At 61.1% G+C, this 22,102-nt stretch carries 18 protein-coding genes; 12 read left to right on the forward strand and 6 right to left on the reverse strand.

Features of this window, described 5'->3' with window-relative positions; all coding sequences use genetic code 11:
- Window positions 1-266 precede the first annotated feature (266 nt).
- Both VZC39_RS08740 and dcuC read right to left on the reverse strand, forming a co-directional pair.
- Window positions 267-1,922, reverse strand: a complete 1,656-nt coding sequence (locus tag VZC39_RS08740; protein WP_434667617.1) for a bifunctional metallophosphatase/5'-nucleotidase — start codon at window positions 1,920-1,922, stop codon at window positions 267-269.
- A gap of 100 nt (window positions 1,923-2,022) precedes the next feature.
- Complete coding sequence (gene dcuC, locus VZC39_RS08745) at window positions 2,023-3,375, reverse strand: anaerobic C4-dicarboxylate transporter DcuC (protein WP_434667620.1); 1,353 nt, start codon at window positions 3,373-3,375, stop codon at window positions 2,023-2,025.
- 311 nt (window positions 3,376-3,686) lie between these two features.
- Here dcuC and VZC39_RS08750 point away from each other — a divergent pair, with 311 nt between their 5' ends.
- Window positions 3,687-4,283 carry a DUF922 domain-containing protein gene (locus tag VZC39_RS08750; protein ID WP_434667623.1) on the forward strand — a complete coding sequence of 199 codons (597 nt, stop codon included), beginning with the start codon at window positions 3,687-3,689 and terminating at the stop codon, window positions 4,281-4,283.
- Between the two features lie 87 nt (window positions 4,284-4,370).
- Here VZC39_RS08750 and mnmC read toward each other — a convergent pair whose 3' ends face one another.
- Window positions 4,371-6,389, reverse strand: a complete 2,019-nt coding sequence (mnmC, locus tag VZC39_RS08755; protein WP_434667626.1) for a bifunctional tRNA (5-methylaminomethyl-2-thiouridine)(34)-methyltransferase MnmD/FAD-dependent 5-carboxymethylaminomethyl-2-thiouridine(34) oxidoreductase MnmC — start codon at window positions 6,387-6,389, stop codon at window positions 4,371-4,373.
- A gap of 90 nt (window positions 6,390-6,479) precedes the next feature.
- Here mnmC and fabB point away from each other — a divergent pair, with 90 nt between their 5' ends.
- A complete protein-coding gene (gene fabB, locus VZC39_RS08760; RefSeq protein WP_349922007.1) occupies window positions 6,480-7,691 on the forward strand; it encodes a beta-ketoacyl-ACP synthase I in 1,212 nt (403 codons plus the stop codon).
- Window positions 7,692-7,832: 141 nt separating this feature from the next.
- Here fabB and VZC39_RS08765 read toward each other — a convergent pair whose 3' ends face one another.
- The 3 genes from VZC39_RS08765 to VZC39_RS08775 all read right to left on the reverse strand — a co-directional run bounded on the left by VZC39_RS08765 (window position 7,833) and on the right by VZC39_RS08775 (window position 10,132).
- Complete coding sequence (locus VZC39_RS08765; RefSeq protein WP_349922008.1) at window positions 7,833-8,333, reverse strand: GNAT family N-acetyltransferase; 501 nt, start codon at window positions 8,331-8,333, stop codon at window positions 7,833-7,835.
- A gap of 102 nt (window positions 8,334-8,435) precedes the next feature.
- A complete protein-coding gene (locus VZC39_RS08770; RefSeq protein WP_349922009.1) occupies window positions 8,436-8,750 on the reverse strand; it encodes a DUF4377 domain-containing protein in 315 nt (104 codons plus the stop codon).
- Window positions 8,751-8,845: 95 nt separating this feature from the next.
- Window positions 8,846-10,132, reverse strand: coding sequence for a citrate synthase (locus VZC39_RS08775; protein ID WP_349922010.1), 1,287 nt, complete (start codon window positions 10,130-10,132; stop codon window positions 8,846-8,848).
- A gap of 422 nt (window positions 10,133-10,554) precedes the next feature.
- Between VZC39_RS08775 and sdhC the strand changes: the two genes are divergently transcribed.
- The 10 genes from sdhC to VZC39_RS08825 all read left to right on the forward strand — a co-directional run bounded on the left by sdhC (window position 10,555) and on the right by VZC39_RS08825 (window position 21,790).
- On the forward strand, window positions 10,555-10,944 hold the full coding sequence (gene sdhC / locus VZC39_RS08780; RefSeq protein WP_349922011.1) for a succinate dehydrogenase cytochrome b556 subunit: 390 nt from the start codon (window positions 10,555-10,557) through the stop codon (window positions 10,942-10,944).
- Window positions 10,938-11,282, forward strand: coding sequence for a succinate dehydrogenase, hydrophobic membrane anchor protein (sdhD, locus tag VZC39_RS08785; protein ID WP_349922012.1), 345 nt, complete (start codon window positions 10,938-10,940; stop codon window positions 11,280-11,282). The genes sdhC and sdhD overlap by 7 nt, the downstream gene beginning before the upstream one ends.
- A 1-nt stretch (window position 11,283) precedes the next feature.
- A complete protein-coding gene (gene sdhA, locus VZC39_RS08790; protein ID WP_349922013.1) occupies window positions 11,284-13,050 on the forward strand; it encodes a succinate dehydrogenase flavoprotein subunit in 1,767 nt (588 codons plus the stop codon).
- Window positions 13,051-13,067: 17 nt separating this feature from the next.
- Window positions 13,068-13,784: a succinate dehydrogenase iron-sulfur subunit gene (locus VZC39_RS08795; protein WP_349922014.1), complete on the forward strand. Its 717-nt coding sequence runs from the start codon at window positions 13,068-13,070 to the stop codon at window positions 13,782-13,784.
- Between the two features lie 144 nt (window positions 13,785-13,928).
- Window positions 13,929-16,739 (forward strand): 2-oxoglutarate dehydrogenase E1 component, encoded by a 2,811-nt coding sequence (gene sucA, locus VZC39_RS08800; protein ID WP_349922015.1) that lies wholly within the window; start codon window positions 13,929-13,931, stop codon window positions 16,737-16,739.
- Window positions 16,740-16,824: 85 nt separating this feature from the next.
- Window positions 16,825-18,015, forward strand: a complete 1,191-nt coding sequence (odhB, locus tag VZC39_RS08805; RefSeq protein WP_434667636.1) for a 2-oxoglutarate dehydrogenase complex dihydrolipoyllysine-residue succinyltransferase — start codon at window positions 16,825-16,827, stop codon at window positions 18,013-18,015.
- A gap of 211 nt (window positions 18,016-18,226) precedes the next feature.
- Window positions 18,227-19,393 carry an ADP-forming succinate--CoA ligase subunit beta gene (sucC, locus tag VZC39_RS08810; protein ID WP_100861649.1) on the forward strand — a complete coding sequence of 389 codons (1,167 nt, stop codon included), beginning with the start codon at window positions 18,227-18,229 and terminating at the stop codon, window positions 19,391-19,393.
- Window positions 19,393-20,265 (forward strand): succinate--CoA ligase subunit alpha, encoded by an 873-nt coding sequence (gene sucD / locus VZC39_RS08815; RefSeq protein ID WP_434667639.1) that lies wholly within the window; start codon window positions 19,393-19,395, stop codon window positions 20,263-20,265. The genes sucC and sucD overlap by 1 nt, the downstream gene beginning before the upstream one ends.
- Window positions 20,266-20,551: 286 nt before the next feature.
- Window positions 20,552-21,154: a PIN domain-containing protein gene (locus VZC39_RS08820; protein WP_349922018.1), complete on the forward strand. Its 603-nt coding sequence runs from the start codon at window positions 20,552-20,554 to the stop codon at window positions 21,152-21,154.
- A gap of 180 nt (window positions 21,155-21,334) precedes the next feature.
- Complete coding sequence (locus tag VZC39_RS08825) at window positions 21,335-21,790, forward strand: YcgN family cysteine cluster protein (RefSeq protein ID WP_349922019.1); 456 nt, start codon at window positions 21,335-21,337, stop codon at window positions 21,788-21,790.
- Window positions 21,791-22,102: the final 312 nt, after the last annotated feature.

Genomic DNA, 22,102 nt, shown 5'->3' on the forward strand with positions numbered 1-22,102 from the left:
CCGTTTTCAGTCCCTCGCGGGGAGATGAGAAGTGGGGCCAAGCCCTTGCCGAGGGACCTATTTTCTATGCATCTAGGCAGAATTTAATATCGACAATGTAAAGCTGTTGATACTAAATTCTGGTTATTGTTGTTTTTCATCTGCATTTAACTGGCGGGTTGCAGTGTTATGGATTTTTTGACTGCCATGGCAGCCGGGGTCGCCCCGAGTGACGAGGCCCTTTCCCCACAAGGAGAAAGGGCCTCGTTTTGTACGGGGTACCCAGGCTAGCCGCCGTGGTACTCCACCAGCTCCGGCAGGGGGGCCAGCACGGGGCGATGACGGGCCCAGCGGCTGAAGGCATCGGCGAGGGTGATGCCAAGTTCCTGATTGTGCTGGGTCAGGGTACGGGCCAGCGCGGTGTAGCCCTCCTTGCCGGAGGCGGTATAGGCGCTGGAGACACCGCGATAGACGGTGCTCGCGTCGACAGCTTGCCACTGGCCCGGGCTAGGCTCCCACTCCAGCCGGGTAATGCGACTGCCCTTGGGCCGATCCCCCTGATAGCAGAACCGCACGCCGGCGGTATAGGGGAAGCTGCCGTTGCCGTTGCCATTGCCGACGCCGCCGTTGTTGGTGGCATTGTCGATGGCACTCTCCAGCGCCTCCGCCAGCTCATGACCGTGGACCCGGTAGAGGGTCAGGGGAATGGCGAAGGGGAGCAGCCGTCCGGCAATGTCCGCCTCGCTGAGGGGCCCGGCCTCGAGGGAGCAGCGCACGCCCCCTGCGTTGTGCAGGGAGAAATCCACCTGACCCACCTGCTCGCGAGCGGCGCTCAGCATGGCGCTCGCCACGAGCGGCGCGACCTGGCTGCCGGCGGGGTAGCTGGCATCGGGCAGACGCTGGTGATGAAGGGGCGCATCCAGGCGGGTCACCACCCGCTGGGTCATGGTCTCGAGCTCGGGTCGATAGCGCTTGGCCAGATGTTGCTCTATCTCGGCGGCGGGCTCGCAGAAGCAGAGGCCCGCGGGCGCCTCAGAGGCGAACGGCCAGGGTTGCCAGGGCAGCCACTCCAGCTGGCCACGGCTGCGGCTAACCCGGCCTGCGTCATCGAAGGTCAGCTCGCACACCCCGAGGCAGAGCGCGCTGTGGGCGGCGTGCAGGATGGCGACCCCTTCGATCATCAGGGGGTAGTCGCCCTCGCTCACGAGCCCGAGGGGGGCGAGATCCCCCAGCAGGCTGTGGGTATGGCCCCCGATGATGAGGCTGAGTTCGGGGAAGCGCGCGGCCAGGCGCTTGTCCTGCTCAAGCCCGAGATGGCTCAGCAAGATGATGTGGTGGATGCCTTGCGCCCGGATCTCTTCGAGGGCCCGGGTGAGGGTCTCCTCGATGCCGTGAAAATGGGTGTGGGCGTCCGGGTTGGCGATGGTCGCCATCTGCGGCAAGGTGATGCCGAGCAGGGCGAAGGGGACGCCGCCGACGAGGCGTTGGTGCCAGGGACGGCTGGCGTCATACAGGTTGGGCAGGCCGCGCAGGCGCAGGGAGAGGCCGTCGGGCTCCTGGCTGCTGTCGAGGTTGGCCGTCAGCACCGGGAAGTCGAGTTGGCGCAGGAACTCCACCAGAGGGCCGTTGCCGAGATCGAATTCGTGATTGCCGATCACCATGGCGTCCGGGCGCAACCGGCCGAGCAGATCCGCGTTGGCGCGCCCCTTGAAGCGGTTGAAATAGAGGGAGCCCTGGAAGGTGTCGCCGCCATGGAGGAACAGGCACGCCTGACCTGCCGCCTCGGCCTGCGCACGCAGGCGGTCGAGCCGGGTCAGGATGCGGCCATAGCCGCCGCACTGGGTGCGCCATTCGGATTCGCCGACCGGGAGAAAGCGCATGGGCGCCCCATCGAAATGGGAGTGGCAGTCACTGAAATGGGCAAGTTGAACCGTAATACTCATCTCGGTCCTCCTTAGAGAAAAAAGAGCACCGAGTCTACTCCAGGGGAGGGGGGAGATACCAGCCCGGCGGGCGCCGGGCTGGTGACAGTAGGGCAGTGACTTAGGCGGGAACCAGGATCTGGGTGGCGAGGATCACCACCAGCAGGCCGACGGCCACCGGCAGCGAGGTACGCTTGACCACTTCGAAGGGGGAGAGATTGCCCATGCCCGCACAGGCGACCACCACGCCGGAGACCGGGGAGATGGTGCGACCGAGGTTGGAGGCCTGCAGCATGGGGATGACCAGATAGGCCGGGTTGACCCCGAGGCTGGTGGCCAGATGCGGGATCAGCTCCACGAAGGCGTAGAAGGGGGCATTGCCCGAGCCGGTGGTGAAGGCGGCCAGGGTGGTGATGACCACCAGTACCAGCATGATGACGATGCCGCCGGTGCCAAAACTCTGGGCAAGATCCAGCAGGTTTGCGATGAAGCCGAGCCCCATCAGGCCCTGGGCGAAGACCCCGGCGCCGACCAGCAGCATGACCACGCCGGCGAAGGCGTCTGCCATGCTGCGCCAGCAGATCTGCAGACCGTCCAGCAGCTCCTTGCCATCGCGCTTGCGCACCAGCTCCAGCAGGGCGGCCAGCACCAGGCAGATGACGATGATGGTGACGATGTCGAGCTTGGGACCGACTTTGCCGTCAAACAGCAGCACCCCGATGATGGGAGTGAAGGGCAGGATGGCGTAGAAGCTGGGGGCATCGGTGAGGAGATCGCTCGGGGCGACCGGAGCATTGTGCTCGCCGGACTTCTGGTCCAGATAACGCTGCCAGAAGAAGTGGGTCACCGCCATGGCGGCGATGGCCGCGAGGGAGATGGGCAGGGTCAGCTGGAAGGCGAACTCGATGAGCTCCATGTTGGCCGCCTGGGCCGCCATCACCACGTCCCCGGAGGTGGGGGCGAGGATGATGGCCGCCGGGGAGGCGCACACCGCCGCCGCCGCGCCGCGGGAGATCCCCATGTTGACCATGAGCGGGAACAGGGTCGCCATCAGCAGTACCCCGAGACCGGTGGCCGAGCTCACCGCGAGGGACATGGCGCAGGCCACCAGATAGGCGGCGACCAGCAGGATATAGGGGGACTTGATGATGCCAAGCGGCTTGCTGGCGAGTTTCACCAGAATGGTGTTGGCGCCGATGTGGCTCATGTAGCCGGCAAAACCGCACAGCACCATGATCAGCATGCCCAGGCCACCGCCACGGTCGACCAGCAGGAAGCGCACGTACTCGAACACGTCAGTGGCTACATGACCGGTGGAGGTGACGCTGGCGGGCAGCACGGCCTTGCCCATCAGGGCGGTGATGGCCAGCAGCAGCAGACCGCCGCTGAGCAGGACCCCGGTCGCCGAGTAGCCTTTGAATATGTAGCGACCCACGGCCAGGGTGACCAGGGTGCCAATGAGGAGTTCCATCATAAAGTAAGTTCCTGAGTACGAATAACGGTGGAGCTGCGTGCCCGCGTTGGCGCAGATCTGACCAAATTGGTTAGCCCCGGTAATAAAACGTGCTGATTATTAGCTCAAAAGTAGTATTTTTCTTTGATCTGTCTCCATATCTTTCACACTCAAGCCGTCCGGTCTGATCACCCTTTGTGCACTTGGTGCTGGCTCAGGGTGACAGGAGGTGACAGTTGTCCCGAACGCGGGTAATCTCCCATCTTGACTATTAATTCATTGATTCTTAATCGAAATTACGCCGGACTCACAAGGAGCAAGGCAGCGAACAGATGGGACTCTTCAGCAAAGCAGGGATGGCGGCCGTCCTGATGTACGCCGCCTCAATCGGGGCACAACCCTCCCATCATAGCGGTATTCGAGTGGCGCCGGATATAAAGGTCGACTTTCAGTTTTACCGGGTATCCGGTCCCGATGTCGCCAGCTTGATGCGCCAGATCGCCAGTCCCGCTCCCACCCAGGCGAACGGCCACATCGGCAAGGCGAGTTACCAGCTCTCCTGGCAGTTGCAGACGAAGCCAACGGCGGCGCGCTGCGAGCTGGAGCAGGCCAGCGTAACCGCCCGCGTCAAGGTGCTGGTGCCGAACTGGATGGACAAGGCGAAGGCGTCCGAGCGCGAACGGCAGAAGTGGGATCGGCTGATGGCGGCCATGTTTGACTACGAGAGCCGTCACAAGGACATCCTGCTGGAGAGCGTGAGCCAGCTTGGCATCCGGCTCGCCCAGTTGCCGGTGACCCGGGATTGCGACGCCCTGCAATATCAGGGGTGGCAGCAGGGGCAGGCGGTGCTGGCGACCACCCGCAGCCGTTTCGCCACCCTGGCGCAGCAGACCGACGGTGGCCGCAAGTTGGGGCTGGTCTGGCGCTGAGCGCTGACATGGGGCAAAACAGAACGGGCTACCCAGTGGGTAGCCCGTTTTCGTTGGTCATCGGCCGCCAGCCTCAGGCTTGCTTGTTCAGTCGAGGGACTTGCCCTTGAGCAGCTTGCGCACCCAGTAGCGGGCGGGGTGGAGCGCTTCCAGCAGATCGCGGGGCAGCGGCAGGGGATCGCCACAGATCTCGCTCGCCACCAGCTCACCGCACAGGGGGGCCGAGCAGAGGCCCCGGGAGCCGAGCGCCCCCAGCACATAGAGGCCCGGGTGGAGGGGCAGGGGAGCGGCATCCGCCGGATGCTGCTGGAGCCCGGCGTAGTGATCCGCCAGACCGGGCAGACGCACCACGGGCCCCGCCACCGGCAGGTGATCCCGACTGGCGCAGCGCACGCCGACCCTGGCCTGGTTGCCACTCACGTCCACTTCGTCCGGCCAGATCTGATCTGGCAGGCAGGCCTGCAACCGGCTGCGATTCTGGGCCTGCTCCTCGGCGCTGAACCCAAGCTCGGTCTGATTGCGGCCATAGCTGGCACCGATGCAGTGGGCGCCATCGTGAGCCGGGGTGAGATAACCGTCGTAGCAGAGCACAGTGTTGAGCTGACTTAAGCCTGCCGTGGTCGGCACATGGCTCACCTGACCGCGCACCGGGTAGAGGGGCAGCTCGGCGAAGGGGACGAGGGCGGGCAGACGATGACCGGCGGCGACCACCAGATTGGGGGCCTGCCAGTGGCGGCCGTCATGGCTCGTCACCTGCCAGCCATCGGCCAGTTCATCGACCTGAGTCACCTCGGCGCCATATTCCAGCTGCAGCAAGCCACTCTGCATGGCATCGCTTAGCGCCGCCCGGGTCAGGTCCGCCGGGCAGAGCCAGCCCCCCAGGGGATAGCTGACGCCACCCACGCCGCAGGGCAGGCCGACCAATGGCTCGACCTCGTTGGCCGAGAGGGGGCGCATCAGTTCGGGCGGGAAGGGCCCCTGACTCATCTTGGCGAGCTTGGCCGCCGACTTGTCGTCATAGCCGAGCTGGGTGACGCCGCACAATGCAAAGGCGATGGGGTGACGTTCGCTCAGGGACAGCAGCCGGTTTCGGGCATACCCGAAGGCGAGGGCATAGAAGCGCGACAGGGGGTCATGCTCGCCGTTGAGCAAGGGATAGAGCGCCCCCTGGCGGTTGCCGGAGGCGCCGGTGGCGGGCTCGGCATCGGCGCAGAGTAGGGTGACGGCGCGGCCCCGCTCCACCAAAGAGAGGGCGGTCATGGCGGAGGCGATACCGCCGCCGATGATGAGGGTCGCCCCTTCCCGGCCCGCCGGGCGGGCGTACCAGGGTGCTATGGTGCTGTCCGGGGTCTTCGCTTCCCGGATTCCGGTCAGCATCTCCCGCTTGCTGCCGTGACCTTTCACCTTCTTCATGGCAAAGCCCGCGGCGATGAGCCCCCGGCGCACGAAACCGGCACAGGTAAAGGTCGCGATGGTGGCAGTGGGGCGCGCGAGACGCGCGAGGCCGTCGAACAGATCCTGGGTCCACATCTCGGGGTTCTTGGCAGGCGAGAAACCGTCCAGATACCAGGCATCCACCAGCCCCTCGGCCGGGTGGGGGACCTGCGGCAGTGTCTCCTTGATGTCGCCGAGCCAGAGATCGAGGCGTATCCGGCCACCGGCAAACGACAGACGGTGACAGCCTTCGACCGGCAGCGGCCACTGGTCGATGAGGGCACGGCTCAACGGCGCGAGTTCGGGCCAGGCCGCGAGCGCCTTGCACAGATCGTCCCGGGTCAGAGGGTATTTTTCGAAGCTGATGAAGTGCAGACGCGGGCAGCGGGCGGGATCGCCGGCCTGTTCCAGAAACGCAGCCATTGTCGCCAGAAAGTTAAGACCAGTGCCGAAACCTGTTTCACCAATCACGAAACTGTCACTATCGTGGTGCGAAAATCGCTCTGGCAGCCGATTTTGCTGCAAAAAGACGTAGCGGGTTTCACTTAGACCGTTATCATTGGAAAAGTACACATCCCCGAACTCACTGGAGACTGGAGTTCCCGCTTCATTCCAGTCCAATCGGGCATGATGTAAGGATGTTTGACTCACGTTTTCCTCTGCTCGCGTCATAAAATCGCGGGCATTCTACGTGAAAGCAGACCAGTTTGGCAGCCGAAAGCGGGTAGACTCGGTGCCAGTTTTTCCAGACGAGATGAATTAATGAGAAGAGCAGTGATCACCGGTATCGGCGTCATCTCCAGTATCGGCAACAACAAGGAAGAAGTGCTGGCCTCCCTGCAAGCAGGCAAATCCGGCATCACCTATTCCGAGCAGTTTGAACAGTACAATCTGCGCAGCCGTGTCTGGGGTAACATCAAACTCGATCCGTCTGAACTGATCGACCGTAAAGTCATGCGCTTCATGGGTGACGCTGCGGCCTACGCCTATCTCTCCATGCAGCAGGCCATCGAAGATGCGGGTCTGGCAGAGGATCAGGTTTCCAACGAGCGTACCGGTATCGTCACCGGCTCCGGCGGCGCCTCCGGCAAGAATACCTCGGAGTCTGCAGACATCGCCCGCGAGAAGGGCGTCAAGCGGGTAGGTCCCTACATGGTGCCGCGCACCATGTCTTCCACCACCTCCGCCTGTCTGGCCACGCCGTTCAAGATCAAGGGTGTCAACTACACCATCAGCTCCGCCTGCGCGACCTCTGCCCACTGCATCGGCCACGCACTGGAACTGATCCAGCTCGGCAAGCAGGACATCGTCTTCGCCGGCGGCGGCGAGGAGCTGGACTGGTCCTCCACCATCCAGTTTGACGCCATGGGCGCTCTCTCCACCAAGTACAACGACAACCCGGAAAAAGCCTCCCGCACCTATGATGCGGACCGCGATGGCTTCGTCATCTCCGGTGGCGGCGGCATCCTGGTGGTCGAGGAGCTGGAACATGCCCTGGCCCGTGGTGCGCACATCTACGCCGAGATCACCGGTTACGGTGCCACTTCCGACGGCTACGACATGGTGGCCCCGAGCGGTGAAGGCGCGGTGCGTTGCATGAAGATGGCGATGCAGGGTGTGGGTCAGGTGGATTACATCAACACCCACGGCACCTCCACCCCGGTGGGCGATACCAAGGAGCTGGAAGCGATCCAGACCCTGTTTGGCAGCAATGCGCCCAAGCTCTCCGCCACCAAGGCCATGACCGGGCACGCCCTGGGCGCGGCCGGTGTGCACGAGGCCGTCTACTCCTTGCTGATGCTCAAGCACGGCTTCATCGCCCCCAGCATCAACATCGAGAACCTGGACGAGAAGGCCGTGGGCCTGCCCATCGTGCGCGAGTACGAAGCGGCTGATCTCAACACCGTCATGTCCAACAGCTTCGGCTTCGGCGGGACCAACGCCTCCCTGGTGTTCAGCAAGTTCAAGGCTTGATGAACTAGCCATCCTGGCGAGACAATCGAGATAGAAAAAGGCGCCGCAAGGCGCCTTTTTTATGGCCGGTCGTCAGTGTTCAAACCGCACTGCTGCCGGGAAAAGTACGCTGGCGTACACACCGGGTTTGCTTGCTGTCGTTCACGCCACGCTTGGCGCTGCCAGCGGCAGTCGCATATAGACGGCACCCTCACCATATTCCGCCAGACACTTGTCGGTGGCGGCGGGCAGGAACCCCTGCTTGCGCCAGAAGGCCGGCGCGTCTTGCACCGCCACCAGACCCGCATGTGCGAATCCCTCTTCACTGGCGAAGGCGAGGGCGGTGGCAAGCAGCCGCTGACCCACCCCGATGCCGCGCGCTTCGCCCGAGACGGCGAGATCGTGCAGATAGAACTCCTCATCCCCAGCCAGTCGTTGCATGGCGACCGAGAGGGGTGGGGGCCGTCTGGCGCGCCAGGGGTGACAGAGCAGGTAACCGAGCACCTTGCCCTGGCGCTCGGCAACCCAGCAGCATGCCGGCGCCAGCTCGGACTTGTTCTGCATCACGTCGAGAGGCTCGGGATCGAACTGGTGATAGCACTCGTGCTGGATCTTCATGATGGCGGGCCAGTCGGGAGCCCGGATGGCGCGGATGTTAATCATAACCTTTAACGCTGCAGTAGTGACTCAAACCATGAGGGAGGCCCAGACTAGCACAAGGTGCTGATTAATTGAACTGGTGTGGTCTATATGACGCCCATTCACTCAGCGAGCGGCTTCCTTGCTCACGACCTTGATCAGCTGGTAGCGCAGGGAAGAGGCATCGGCCGGCACATCGGTCAGCTTCTCCTTGGTGACTTCCAGCTGATAGTTGTAGCCAGGCTCGAAGGTGAAGCCCTCGATCTGCTGGTAGAAGAAGCTCCAGCTCTCGCCGGGCTGGCTGCGTACCTGCATGCACTTCATGGGGGCGACACCGACGCAGTCGGCCAGCTGGCTCTTGATGTAGAGGGTCTCGGTGGGCGGGGTGCTCTGGCAGGCACTGAGCAACAGGGCGGAACAGAGTATCAGGGGGGCTTTCATCAGGGTCTCTCCTTTTGGCGAAAGGGCGCGATTAAAGCGGTAAATGAAAAGGCGGTCAATGACCGCCTTTGTAACAATTTTTATCCGCGATGAATTCAGCGCTGATCCAGGGGGACGAATTCCCGCTGGGGCTGACCGGTGTAGAGCTGACGAGGACGGCCGATCTTCTGATCCGGATCCGAGTGCATTTCATTCCAGTGGGCAATCCAGCCGATGGTACGGGAGATGGCGAAGATCACGGTGAACATGGACATGGGGATGCCGATGGCCTTCATGATGATGCCGGAGTAGAAGTCCACGTTCGGGTAGAGCTTCTTCTCGATGAAGTAGGGGTCGGAGAGCGCGATGCGCTCCAGCTCCATGGCCACATCCAGCAGCGGATCCTTGATCTGCAGCTCCTGCAGCACTTCGTGGCAGGTCTGACGCATCACGGTGGCACGGGGATCGTGATTCTTGTAAACCCGGTGACCGAAGCCCATCAGACGGAAGGGGTCGTTCTTGTCCTTGGCCTTGGCAATGAACTCGGGGATGCGATCGACCGAACCGATCTCTTCGAGCATCTTGAGGCAGGCTTCGTTGGCACCGCCGTGGGCCGGACCCCACAGGGAGGCGATCCCGGCGGCGATACAGGCGAACGGGTTGGCACCGGAGGAGCCCGCCAGACGCACGGTGGAGGTGGAGGCGTTCTGCTCATGATCCGCATGCAGGGTGAAGATGCGATCCATGGCGCGTTCGACGATGGGGTTGACCTTGTACTCTTCGGTCGGCACGCCAAACATCATGTGCAGGAAGTTGCCCGCATAGGAGAGGGCGTTGCGCGGCTGCATGAACGGCTGGCCGATGGAGTACTTGTAGCACATGGCGGCCAGGGTCGGCATCTTGGAGAGCAGACGGAAGGCGCAGATCTCACGGTGCTCCTCGTTGTTGATGTCGAGGGCATCGTGATAGAAGGCGGACAGGGCGCTGACCACGGCACACATGACGGCCATGGGGTGAGCGTCACGACGGAAGCCGCGGAAGAAGAAGGCGATCTGTTCGTGCACCATGGTGTGGCGGGTGACCAGACGTTCGAAGTCCGTGTACTGGGCCTTGGTGGGGGCCTCACCGTAGAGCAGGATGTAGCAGACTTCGAGGTAGCTGGCCTGGGTGGCCAACTGGGCGATGGGATAACCACGGTGCAGCAAGACACCCTGATCCCCGTCGATGTAGGTGATGGACGATTTGCAAGATCCGGTGGCCATGAAGCCCGGGTCAAAGGTGAAGTACCCTTGAGCACCCAGTTTTCTGACATCGATGACATCGGGTCCGACAGTCCCGGACAGGATCGGCAGTTCTACCGGCTCTTTTCCGGGCAAGTGTAGGGTGGCTATTTTATCAGCCATAGCACGTCTCCTTTGCTCTTTATAATTTGGTTCCAGTCCTACTTTATTACGACTTTCATAACGCTGGCAAAGGTTGTTACCCGTACCACGGCGGCTGGAGCGCCTTATTTGAACCAGAGATCGATAGCTTTGTCAATTTTACTGGATGATCATTAATGAGTTGTTAAAGCTGTTGTGGGATCTGGTTTACGGTTTTGGGTTTTCTATGTAGCTAATTGATTGTCATTGGTTAAGGCCGCCGATATACTGCGCCACGTGGGTGATGGTCGTCGGTGTTTGAAACGCTTTCGCAAAGCCAGATGTGATATTGAAAATGTTATTTTTGGCTTTCCTGAGTTGTTTTGGTAACAAAAACCTAACAAATGCCACTCCTAGCCCTCAAAGCGTGTAAAAACAATAACTAACGTGCTCAATGGAGCTGAGTGGGCAAAGCCGTGAAAAACAAACAGAGACCTGTAAACCTCGACCTACAGACGATCAGCTTTCCTGTCACCGCCATCGCTTCCATCTTGCATCGTGTCTCAGGGGTCATCACCTTTGTGGCGCTTGCCATCTTGCTGTGGATGCTTGGTACTTCACTCGCCTCTCCCGAAGGATTTGAAACGGTCGTTGCCATCATGGACAACTTCCTGGTCAAGTTCGTGCTGTGGGGGATCCTGACTGCGCTGGCTTACCACATCGTGGGCGGTCTGCGTCACCTGGTCATGGACATGGGGCATTGGGAAGAGCTGGAATCCGCGAATCAGAGCGCCCGGGTGGGCTTCGTGATCACCGCGATTCTGGCCGTATTGGCGGGGGTACTGGTATGGTAACCAATTCTGCAACTTTCGGGCGCAGCGGTGTTCATGACTACATCCTGATCCGCGCCACCGCCCTCATCATGACGGCCTACGTCCTCTATCTGGTGGGTTTTGTCGCCCTCAATGACATCACCTACGAGGTGTGGACCGGCTTCTTCGCCAAAACCTTCACCAAGGTCTTCACCCTGCTGACGCTGGTTTGCGTCCTGATCCACGCCTGGATCGGTCTGTGGCAGGTGCTGACCGACTATATCAAACCGGTGGGACTGCGCGGTGCACTGCAATTTGCACTGGTGGTGGTGCTGTTTGTCTATCTGATGACTGGTTTCGTCGTGCTGTGGGGTGTGTAAGGTGACTATTCCAACTCGTGAATTTGATGCGGTCGTGATCGGTGCCGGTGGCGCCGGTATGCGCGCCGCGCTGCAGATTGCCCAATCCGGCAAGAGCTGCGCACTGCTTTCCAAGGTTTTCCCGACTCGTTCCCACACCGTTTCCGCCCAGGGCGGGATCACGGTCGCCCTGGGCAATGCCCATGACGACAACTGGCAGTGGCACATGTACGACACCGTCAAGGGCTCCGATTACATCGGTGACCAGGAAGCGATTGAATACATGTGCAAGACGGGCCCGGAAGCCGTCTATGAGCTGGAGAACATGGGTCTGCCCTTCTCCCGCTTCGACAACGGCGCCGTCTATCAGCGCCCGTTTGGTGGTCAGTCCAAGAATTTCGGTGGCGAGCAGGCGGCCCGTACCGCGGCTGCGGCCGACCGGACCGGCCATGCCCTGCTGCATACCCTGTATCAGCAGAACGTCAAGAACAAGACCACGGTCTTCTCCGAGTGGTATGCGCTGGATCTGGTGAAGAACCAGGACGGTCACGTCGTCGGCTGCACCGCCATCGACATGGAGAGCGGCGAGGTCGTCTACTTCAAGGCCAAGGCCACGGTGCTCGCCACCGGTGGCGCCGGTCGCATCTACCAGTCCACCACCAATGCCCACATCAACACCGGTGACGGTGTCGGCATGGCGCTGCGCGCCGGTGTAGGCGTGCAGGACATGGAGTTCTGGCAGTTCCACCCGACCGGCATCGCCGGGGCAGGGGTGCTGGTGACCGAGGGTTGCCGCGGTGAAGGCGGCTATCTGCTGAACAAGGACGGCGAGCGCTTTATGGAGCGTTATGCGCCGAACGCCAAGGATCTCGCCGGTCGCGACGTGGTGGCTCGCTCCATCATGATCGAGATCCGCGAAGGCCGTGGCTGCGACGGTCCCTGGGGCCCGCACATCAAACTCAAGCTGGATCACCTGGGTAAAGAGGTACTGGAATCCCGCCTGCCGGGGATCTGCGAGCTGTCTCGCACCTTCGCCCACGTGGATCCGGTCAAGGAACCCATTCCCATCATCCCGACCTGCCACTACATGATGGGCGGCGTGCCGACCAGCGTGAACGGCCAGTGCCTGACCCAGGACAAGGACGGCAACGACGTCCCCGTGGTCGGTCTGTTCGCGGTGGGGGAGATCGCCTGTGTCTCCGTACACGGCGCCAACCGTCTGGGTGGCAACTCCCTGCTGGATCTGGTGGTGTTCGGTCGTGCCGCCGGCATGCACCTGGTGGAGACCTTGGGCGAGATGGAACATGGCCGCGAGGCCACCGAGGCCGAGGTCGCCAAGGCTCTTGAGCGCTTCAACCGCTGGGAAGCCAACCGTGACGGGGAAGACCCGGCCCAGATCCGTAAAGATCTGCAGCGCTGCATGCAGAACAACTTCTCCGTATTCCGGGAAGGGGATGCCATGGCAGAGGGGCTGGCCGAGCTGAAACTCATCCGCGAGCGCCTCAAGAACGCCCGTCTGGACGACACCTCCAAGGAGTTCAACACCCAGCGCATCGAGTGCCTGGAGCTGGACAACCTGATGGAGACGGCCTATGCCACCGCGGTGGCGGCGAACTTCCGTACCGAGAGTCGCGGTGCCCACAGCCGCTTCGACTTCCCGGATCGCGACGATGAGAGCTGGCTGTGCCACAGCCTCTATCACCCGGACACCGAGTCCATGACCCGTCGCGCTGTCAACATGTCTCCGAAAACCCGTGAGGCATTCCCACCCAAGGTGCGGACTTACTGATTGCGGAGCCAAATACAATGAACGTCACATTCTCTGTTTACAGATACAACCCGGATGTTGATAACGTCCCGCACATGAAGGATTATCACCTTGATATTCCTGAAGGTTCCGACATGATGGTGCTCGACGCACTGATCCAGCTGAAAGAGCTGGACCCCACACTCGCCTTCCGCCGCTCCTGCCGCGAAGGGGTCTGTGGATCCGACGGCGTCAACATGAATGGCAAGAATGGTCTTGCCTGCATCACTCCGCTTTCCGATCTCTTGAAGAAGGGCAACAAGGTCGTCATTCGTCCCTTGCCCGGCCTGCCGGTGATCCGGGATCTCGTGATCGACATGACCCAGTTCTACACCCAGTGGGAGAAGGTCAAACCCTTCCTCATCAACGATGAAAAACTGCCGCCCGTGCGTGAGCACCTGCAATCCCCCGAAGAGCGCGCCAAGCTGGATGGTCTGTACGAGTGCATTCTGTGCGCCTGCTGCTCCACCTCTTGCCCCTCCTTCTGGTGGAACCCGGACAAGTTCATCGGCCCGGCCGGTCTGCTCGCCGCCTATCGCTGGCTGGCGGACAGCCGTGATACCGCGGCTGCCGAACGACTGGGTAACCTGGACGACGCGTTCAGCGTGTTCCGCTGCCACGGCATCATGAACTGCGTGAACGTCTGTCCCAAAGGCTTGAACCCGACCAAGGCCATCGGTCAGATCAAGTCGATGCTGCTCAATCGGGCCGTGTAGTACCAGGGCCGGGCGTCACCCGCCGGGCCCGACCTCTGGATAGCCATCCCGCCCCTCTTCAGGCGAGGTGCCAGGCGAGATGCAGGATGGCTGTTTGACCCCTACAAGCTGCGCTGCAGCGAACAAGATGTACAAGGGATAGAAATGCATAACGGCGTGATGAAGGCCTGGTTGGAGTCATCTCACCTGGCTGGTGCGAATGCAAGCTACATTGAGGATTTGTACGAATCCTTCCTGGAAAACCCCGACTCCGTCGCCGACGAGTGGCGCAGCCTGTTTGAGCAGCTGCCCCAGGTCAACGGTCATGCTGTCGACCAACCCCATTCCCAGGTTCGCGACTATTTCCGCCGCCTGGCCAAGGATCCCTCCCGTTACAGTGCCCCTGTCAGCGATCCCCAGGTGGACGCCAAGCAGGTGCGCGTGCTGCAGCTGATCAACGCCTTCCGTTTCCGTGGCCATCAAAACGCCAATCTGGATCCGCTCGGCCTCTGGGATCGTGAAACCGTTGCCGAACTGGACCCCGCCTTCCACGGTCTGCAGGGGGCCGACATGGAGGCCACCTTCAACGTGGGCTCTTACGCCATCGGGCGTGAGACCATGGTGCTGTCGGATCTCTACGCATCGCTCAAGAAGACCTACTGCAACAGCATCGGTGCCGACTACATGCACCTCACCTCCACCGAGGAGAAGCGCTGGCTGCAGGACAGGCTCGAATCCATCGAAGCCCACGGCAACTACAACCTGGAGGAGAAGACCCGTTTCCTCGAGAGTCTGACCGCAGCCGAAGGGCTGGAAAAATACCTGGGGGCCAAGTTCCCCGGTGCCAAGCGTTTCTCCCTGGAAGGGGGCGATGCCATGGTGCCCATGCTGAAAGAGTTGATCCGCCGCGCCGGTGAGCAGGGCTGCAAAGAGGCCGTCATCGGCATGGCCCACCGTGGTCGCCTGAACGTGCTGATCAACGTGCTCGGCAAGCGGGCGCAAGATTTGTTCGACGAGTTTGCCGGCAAGCATGGCGAGTCCTGGGGCACCGGTGACGTGAAGTACCACATGGGCTTCTCCTCCGACTTCGCCACCCCGGGTGGCAACGTCCACCTGGCGCTCGCCTTCAACCCGTCTCACCTCGAGATCGTCAACCCCGTGGTCATCGGCTCGGTCCGTGCCCGTATGGACCGTCGTGGTGACAAGGATGGCTCCAGCGTTTTGCCCATCACCATCCACGGTGATTCCGCCATGGCCGGGCAGGGGGTAGTCGCCGAGACCTTCAACATGTCCCTGACCCGTGCCTATGGCGTCGGCGGGACAGTGCGCATCGTCATCAACAACCAGGTCGGCTTCACCACCTCCTACATCCGTGACCTGCGCTCCACCGAATATTGCACCGACATCGCCAAGTCCGTGCAGGCGCCTGTGCTGCACGTCAACGGTGACGATCCGGAAGCCGTGGTGCTGGTGACCCAGATTGCGCTGGATTATCGCAACACCTTCAAGCGCGACGTGGTCATCGAACTGGTCTGCTACCGTCGTCACGGCCACAACGAGGCGGACGAGCCGAGCGCGACCCAGCCGCTGATGTACCAGAAGATCAAGCAGCATCCGACCCCGCGCAAGATCTACGCCGATCAGCTGATCGCCGAGGGCATCATCGCTCCCGAGCTCGCGACCACCCTGGTCAACGAGTACCGCGACACCCTGGACCGGGGTGAGCGGGTGAGCAAGGAGTGGCGCCCCATGGAGCTGCACTCCGTGGACTGGACCCCGTATCTCGGTCATGACTGGGCCATGCCCTACGACAGCACTGTGCCCATGGATCACCTGAAGTCCTTAGGGGAGCGCATCAGCCAGTACCCGGCGACTCACGTATTGCAACGCCAGGTCGAGAAGATCTACGAAGACCGTCGCCTGATGGCCGCCGGCGAGAAGCTGCTGGACTGGGGCTTTGCCGAGACCCTGGCCTACGCCACCCTGGTGGACAAGGGCTCGCGCATCCGCTTCACCGGTGAAGACTCCGGCCGTGGCACCTTCTTCCACCGCCACGCCGTGCTGCACAGCCAGACCGACGCCAGCACCTATACCCCGCTGTGCAACCTGCACGACGAGCAGGGGCCGTTCGAGGTGTACGACTCCGTGCTGACCGAGAACGCGGTCCTGGCCTTCGAATACGGCTATGCCAGCGCCGAGCCGGCGGGTCTCACCATCTGGGAAGCCCAGTTCGGTGACTTCGCCAACTGTGCCCAGGTGGTGGTGGATCAGTTCCTCTCCTCCGGTGAGCAGAAGTGGGGCCGGATGTGCGGCCTGACCATGCTGCTGCCTCACGGTTACGAAGGGCAGGGTCCGGAGCACTCCTCCGCCCGCCTCGAGCGTTATCTGCAGATGTGCGCCCAGCACAACATGCAGGTGTGCGTGCCGTCCACCCCGGCCCAGGTGTTCCACATGCTGCGCCGCCAGGTGGTGCGCCCCATGCGCCGTCCGCTCATCGTGATGACGCCCAAATCCCTGCTGCGCCACCCGCTGGCGGTGAGCAAGCTCGACGAGCTGGCGGAAGGCACCTTCCAGAACGCCATCGGCGAGATCGATGCGCTGGATCCTAAAGGGGTCAAACGCGTGGTGTTCTGCTCCGGCAAGGTCTACTACGACCTGCTCGATGCCCGTCGCAAGGCCGAGCAGCAGGACGTGGCCCTGGTGCGGATCGAGCAGCTCTACCCCTTCCCGGAGGAAGAGGTGCGCACCATCCTGGCCGATTACGCCCATGTCACCGACTTCGTCTGGTGTCAGGAAGAGCCGCAGAACCAGGGCGCCTGGTACAGCACCCGTCATCACTATGACAGCGTGCTGCCAAGTCAGGCCCGCCTGCGTTATGCCGGTCGCCCGGCCTCGGCCTCACCGGCCGTCGGCTACATGTCCGTCCACACCAAGCAGCAGAAAGCCTTGGTGGAAGACGCCCTCACGCTGGAATAAACGAGTCATGGATGAGAGGGGTGCCAAGCCCCTCTCTGAGCTGGAACAAGCCTGCTGGCCAAGAAGTAAACAAGGAACTGAATAGATGACTATCGAGATCAAGGTACCGGACCTGCCCGAATCAGTGGCAGATGCCACCATCGCGACCTGGCACAAGAAACCGGGTGATCTGGTTGCCCGTGACGAAGTGCTGGTCGACATCGAAACCGACAAGGTCGTGCTGGAAGTCCCGGCGCCGGAAGCCGGCGTTCTGGGCGACATCCTGCAGGCGGAAGGGGCGACCGTGCTCTCCCGTCAGCTGATCGCCATGCTCAAGGCCGCCCCCGTGGCCGGTGAAGAGACCAAGGAGAAGCCGGTGGAAGCCGCAGCGGACGACAGCACCGATGGCATGAGCCCGTCCGTGCGCCGTCTGGTGGCCGAGCACGCCATCGACGTCGCCAAGCTGACCGGTACCGGCAAGGGCGGTCGCGTCACCAAGGAAGACGTGGAAGCCTTCATCAAGAACCTGGGCAAGGCTCCTGCCGCTCCGGCTGCTGCCGCCCCCGTGGCTGCGGCACCGGTCGCTCCGCTGGCCGGTCGCACCGAGAAGCGCGTGCCCATGACCCGTCTGCGCAAGCGCATCGCCGAGCGTCTGCTGGAGGCCAAGAACACCACCGCCATGCTGACCACCTTCAACGAGATCAACATGGCGCCCATCATGAAGCTGCGCAAGCAGTACGGCGAGATCTTCGAGAAGAAGCACGGCATCAAGCTCGGCTTCATGTCCTTCTACGTTAAGGCCGTTGTTGAGTCCCTGAAGCGCTACCCGGAAGTGAACGCGGCGCTGGACGGGAATGACATCGTCTATCACAACTACTTCGACGTCAGCATCGCCGTCTCCACTCCCCGTGGTCTGGTGACCCCGGTGCTGCGCGATTGCGACAACATGAGCCTGGCGGACATCGAGAAGGCCATCAAGGATCTGGCTGGCAAGGGCCGTGACGGCAAGCTGACCGTGGATGAACTGACCGGCGGCAACTTCACCATCACCAACGGTGGTGTGTTCGGCTCCCTGATGTCTACTCCCATCATCAACCCGCCGCAGAGCGCCATCCTGGGGATGCACAAGATCCAGGACAGACCCATGGCGGTCGATGGCAAGGTCGAGATCCTGCCGATGATGTACCTGGCGCTCTCTTATGATCACCGCATCATCGACGGTCGCGAGTCCGTGGGCTTCCTGGTCTCCATCAAGGAGCTGCTGGAAGATCCGACCCGTCTGTTGCTGGACGTTTAAGGGCATGGGCCGGATGGCAAGCCTCTGGCTTTCCATCCGGCCATGCACAGGATGTCCGAGGGGCAGGGGAGGCGCCCTTGCTGGCAAGCGCCCCCGCCTTCGAGTACCCGAGCGAAATCAGAAAGATAACCGGGGCCCCAGAGGCCCTTTCACAGGGGATTGAGAAACACGAGCCCCGGACGGAAATACCTACAACACGGATAGAGCATCTATGAATCTGCATGAATATCAGGCAAAACAGCTGTTTGCCGAGTATGGCCTGCCGGTCTCCGAAGGTTATGCCTGTGCTACCCCGCAGGAAGCGGCCGAAGCGGCCGACAAGATTGGCGGCAATACCTGGGTCGTCAAGTGCCAGGTCCACGCCGGTGGCCGTGGCAAGGCGGGCGGCGTCAAGCTGGCCAAGAGCAAGGACGAGATCCGTGCCTTCGCCCAGAACTGGCTCGGCAAGAACCTGGTGACCTATCAGACTGACGCCAACGGTCAGCCGGTCACCAAGATCCTGGTGGAGTCCTGCACCGACATCGCCAAGGAACTGTACCTCGGCGCCGTGGTCGATCGTGGCAGCCGCCGCGTGGTCTTCATGGCCTCTACCGAAGGTGGCGTGGACATCGAGAAGATTGCCCACGAGACCCCGGAACTCATTCACAAGGCGGCCATCGATCCGCTGGTAGGCCCGCAGGCTTACCAGGCGCGCGAGCTGGCCTTCAAGCTGGGTCTGGTCGGTGATCAGATCAAGCAGTTCACCAAGATCTTCCTGGGTCTTGGCCAGATGTTCCTGGATTGCGACTTCGCATTGCTGGAAATCAACCCCCTGGTCATCACCGACAAGGGCAACCTGCATTGCCTGGACGGCAAGATCAACATCGATGCCAACGCCCTGTACCGTCAGCCCAAGCTGCGTCAGATGCACGATCCCTCCCAGGATGACCCTCGCGAAGCGCACGCCGCCCAGTGGGAGCTGAACTATGTGGCGCTCGATGGCAATATCGGCTGCATGGTCAACGGCGCCGGTCTGGCCATGGGCACCATGGACATCGTCAATCTGCACGGCGGCTCACCGGCCAACTTCCTGGACGTCGGCGGCGGCGCCACCAAGGAGCGCGTGACCGAGGCCTTCAAGATCATCCTGTCTGACAGCAAGGTCCAGGCTGTGCTGGTCAACATCTTCGGCGGCATCGTGCGCTGCGACATGATCGCGGAAGGCATCATCGGCGCCGTGAAAGAAGTCGGGGTGAAAGTGCCCGTGGTGGTGCGTCTGGAAGGCAACAACGCCGAACTGGGTGCCCGTAAACTGGCCGACAGCGGCCTCAACATCATCGCCGCAACGAGTCTGACCGACGCCGCGCAGCAAGTGGTCAAAGCCGCGGAGGCCAAATAATGAGCGTTCTGATCAACAAAGACACCAAGGTGATCTGCCAGGGCTTCACCGGCGGTCAGGGTACCTTCCACTCCGAACAGGCCATTGCCTACGGTACCCAGATGGTCGGCGGCGTGTCCCCGGGCAAGGGTGGCACCACCCACCTGGGCCTGCCGGTGTTCAACACCGTCCGTGACGCCGTGGAAGCCACCGGCGCCACCGCCTCCGTCATCTATGTTCCGGCCCCGTTCTGCAAGGACGCCATCCTGGAAGCCATCGATGCTGGCATCAAGCTCATCGTCACCATCACCGAAGGCATCCCGACCCTGGACATGCTGCAGGTCAAGGTGAAGCTGCAGGAAACCGGCGTGCGCATGATTGGCCCGAACTGCCCCGGCGTCATCACCCCGGGTGAGTGCAAGATCGGCATCATGCCAGGCCACATCCACAAGCCGGGCAAGGTGGGCATCGTCTCCCGTTCCGGCACCCTGACCTATGAAGCGGTCAAGCAGACCACGGACGAGGGCTTCGGCCAGTCCACCTGCGTCGGCATCGGTGGCGACCCCATCCCGGGCTCCAACTTCATCGACATCCTGGAGATGTTCCAGAAGGATCCTGCGACCGAAGCCATCGTGATGATCGGCGAGATCGGCGGCAGCGCCGAGGAAGACGCCGCGGCCTACATCAAGGCTCACGTCACCAAGCCGGTGGTCTCCTACATCGCGGGTGTTACCGCCCCGGCTGGCAAGCGCATGGGTCATGCGGGCGCCATCATCGCCGGTGGTAAAGGCACGGCGGCCGAGAAATTTGCCGCCCTGGAAGATGCCGGCGTGAAAACCGTGCGCTCCCTGGCCGATATCGGCAAGGCCCTGCGTGAAGTCACCGGCTGGTAAGTTAGCCTGTTATCTCTGATAGAAAAATGCCGCCCTAGGGCGGCATTTTTTATGGATGCGGTTTGATGAAGGATCGCCAAATAATGGATTTTTTCTATACAGTATCCGAGTTTTCCTTACTGGATAGATTGTAAGTTCTTAGCCTATGCACAAATAAAAATCTATGGCATATTTTTAGATGTAACAACAAGTTACAAGGATATGCTCCCATGCCATTAAGGGCTTGATGGCGAGTGAATCATGGATAGATGGCAAATTGCCGCGTAATAAATTGCGAGGCCCCTTCATGCGCACTAACTACGTCCTCATTGATTTTGAGAATGTTCAGCCCGAGCGTCTCGCTGTTTTGGCGAAAGATCACTTCAAAATCTTGGTGTTCGTCGGCTCGAATCAGTCCAAGCTCGCTTTCGAAACGGTCTCAGTGATCCAGCAGCTCGGAGATAAGGCTCAGTATATTAAGATTGCGGGGAGCGGTCCGAATGCTTTGGACTTTCATATTGCATATTACATTGGCCAATTAGCTGCCTCGGATCCTGCTGGCTTTTTCCATATAATCTCGAAGGACAAGGGCTTTGACCCGCTCATACAGCATCTCAAAGACAAGAAAATATTCGCAGCTCGCACCGAACATGTTGTAGATATTCCTCTCATTAAGAGCAATAACGCTCAGACTTCCTTGGAACGTATGACTCTTGTTCTGAAGAAACTTCAACAGATGAAGACATCTCGGCCCAGAGCGATAGCGACGTTGAATAGCACGATTGCATCATTATTTCAGAAACAGCTCACTAATGAAGACGTACAAAATATCGTTCGAGCACTGATCAGCGCGGGCCACATAACAGTTGATGGGAGTAAGGTTTCTTATGCGCTTGGCCAAGATGTGTAATCTATTGATTTTATGCATCTTTTATTGTTTTAAGTAGCTTTTGTTAAAACACCACGATCTTTGACCAACATTGGAACGCTGCTGCGTGCTTATCATACTGCGAGCAGTCCCCAACCTTGAAAAATCGGGCCGAAAAGCGTATAACCACGCGCTTGTCAGTGTGTTGAGTGAGCCAAATTTATGCAGCAGAGTGAACCCGTGCAGACCGCCCCCTTTTGGCAGGTAAAAAGCCTGCAGCAGATGACCATGACCGAGTGGGAATCCCTGTGCGACGGCTGCGGCAAGTGCTGCCTGAACAAGCTCATTGACGAGGACACCGAGGAGCTGGTGTTCACCAACGTGGCCTGCAACCTGCTCAATACCAAGACCTGCCAGTGCTCCGACTACGGCAACCGCTTTAAAAAAGAGCCGGACTGCCTGCAGATCACCGTCGACAAGATTGCCGAGTACGACTGGCTGCCGTCGAGCTGTGCCTATCGCCTGCTGGCCGAAGGCAATACCCTGCCTGCCTGGCATCCGCTGATCACCGGCAGCCGCAGCGCCATGCACCAGGCCGGCCAGTCGGTGCGTGGCAAGGTGGTCCACGAGGCGCAGGCCGGCGACTGGGCCGACCATATCATTACCTGGGCGAGCTAAGCCTTAAACCGCCGTTTATCGCCGCCGTTTATCGCAAACAACAGGGGCAGGGGAGTGAGACTCCGCTGCCCCTGTTGTTTTAGGCATATAAGTGATCAGTTTTATGAGATACAGGCAGTGTAACGTCTTGCTGTGAGATAAGCGCAGCGCCGGGCTCTGGGAGGTCGCCTCTAACGCCGCCAGCATCCGTTCAATCGCGTCCAGGACACAAGGGCAGCAGAGTTCACACTCAGCTGCCCTTGTTGCTTTCTGGCGTCTTCTCGCGATGTCGATGACATCCCCTCACCCTGACCCTCTCCCAAGGGGAGAGGG

It is taken from the genome of Aeromonas sp. NJAU223 (genome assembly GCF_051125555.1).
Classification (GTDB): Bacteria; Pseudomonadota; Gammaproteobacteria; order Enterobacterales; family Aeromonadaceae; genus Aeromonas; species Aeromonas veronii_G.

Excerpts from the sequence above, each read along its gene's own strand:
- VZC39_RS08740 (WP_434667617.1), bottom strand. The coding sequence starts at position 1,922 with ATGAGTATTACGGTTCAACTTGCCCATTTCAGTGACTGCCACTCCCAT.
- dcuC (WP_434667620.1), bottom strand. The coding sequence starts at position 3,375 with ATGATGGAACTCCTCATTGGCACCCTGGTCACCCTGGCCGTGGGTCGC.
- VZC39_RS08750 (WP_434667623.1), top strand. The coding sequence starts at position 3,687 with ATGGGACTCTTCAGCAAAGCAGGGATGGCGGCCGTCCTGATGTACGCC.
- mnmC (WP_434667626.1), bottom strand. The coding sequence starts at position 6,389 with ATGACGCGAGCAGAGGAAAACGTGAGTCAAACATCCTTACATCATGCC.
- fabB (WP_349922007.1), top strand. The coding sequence starts at position 6,480 with ATGAGAAGAGCAGTGATCACCGGTATCGGCGTCATCTCCAGTATCGGC.
- VZC39_RS08765 (WP_349922008.1), bottom strand. The coding sequence starts at position 8,333 with ATGATTAACATCCGCGCCATCCGGGCTCCCGACTGGCCCGCCATCATG.
- VZC39_RS08770 (WP_349922009.1), bottom strand. The coding sequence starts at position 8,750 with ATGAAAGCCCCCCTGATACTCTGTTCCGCCCTGTTGCTCAGTGCCTGC.
- VZC39_RS08775 (WP_349922010.1), bottom strand. The coding sequence starts at position 10,132 with ATGGCTGATAAAATAGCCACCCTACACTTGCCCGGAAAAGAGCCGGTA.
- sdhD (WP_349922012.1), top strand. The coding sequence starts at position 10,938 with ATGGTAACCAATTCTGCAACTTTCGGGCGCAGCGGTGTTCATGACTAC.
- VZC39_RS08795 (WP_349922014.1), top strand. The coding sequence starts at position 13,068 with ATGAACGTCACATTCTCTGTTTACAGATACAACCCGGATGTTGATAAC.
- sucA (WP_349922015.1), top strand. The coding sequence starts at position 13,929 with ATGCATAACGGCGTGATGAAGGCCTGGTTGGAGTCATCTCACCTGGCT.
- odhB (WP_434667636.1), top strand. The coding sequence starts at position 16,825 with ATGACTATCGAGATCAAGGTACCGGACCTGCCCGAATCAGTGGCAGAT.
- sucC (WP_100861649.1), top strand. The coding sequence starts at position 18,227 with ATGAATCTGCATGAATATCAGGCAAAACAGCTGTTTGCCGAGTATGGC.
- sucD (WP_434667639.1), top strand. The coding sequence starts at position 19,393 with ATGAGCGTTCTGATCAACAAAGACACCAAGGTGATCTGCCAGGGCTTC.
- VZC39_RS08820 (WP_349922018.1), top strand. The coding sequence starts at position 20,552 with ATGCGCACTAACTACGTCCTCATTGATTTTGAGAATGTTCAGCCCGAG.
- VZC39_RS08825 (WP_349922019.1), top strand. The coding sequence starts at position 21,335 with ATGCAGCAGAGTGAACCCGTGCAGACCGCCCCCTTTTGGCAGGTAAAA.